Origin of the sequence: Pantoea stewartii subsp. stewartii, from assembly GCF_008801695.1 — a bacterium.
GTDB classification, from domain to species: domain Bacteria; phylum Pseudomonadota; class Gammaproteobacteria; order Enterobacterales; family Enterobacteriaceae; genus Pantoea; species Pantoea stewartii.
The window spans coordinates 1-419 of sequence record NZ_VZPF01000283.1; the positions used below are offsets into that span (position 1 = coordinate 1).

Here is a 419-nt window from a genome sequence, read left to right on the forward strand (position 1 = left end):
CGTACAGCGGCTCCAGCAGTTCGCTCACCGCGCCGGACCAGCGACCCAGCGTGGCGCGACTCAGCTCCACGCCCTGACGATGGTATATCTCTGACTGACGATAGTGAGGCGTGTGCTCTGCGAACTTCGCCGTGACGATGCGCGCCAGCAGGCCGGGGCCCGCATAGCTGCGTTCGATGGGTTTTGACGGCATGGAAGCCTGAACGATGTGGTCACAGCTGCAGCAGGCCAGCTTCGGCCGCTGCGTTTCGATAACCTTAAAGGCGCTGCTGATAAGCTCCAGCTGCTCCGATACGTCGCAGCCCAGCGCGTTGAGTTCGCCGCCGCATGCCGGACAGGTGGTTTCTGCCGGCGACAGCGTGAGGGTTTCGCGGGGAAGTGAGGCCGGCAGCGGTTTGCGGGCGGAAGACTGGCGCAGC

Annotated in this window: 1 protein-coding gene; it reads right to left on the reverse strand. The window is 64.7% G+C overall.

Annotated features, from left to right (window positions below):
* On the reverse strand, positions 1-419 hold a 419-nt coding region (locus tag F7Q90_RS26180; RefSeq protein WP_151161226.1), incomplete at both ends, for an IS66 family transposase.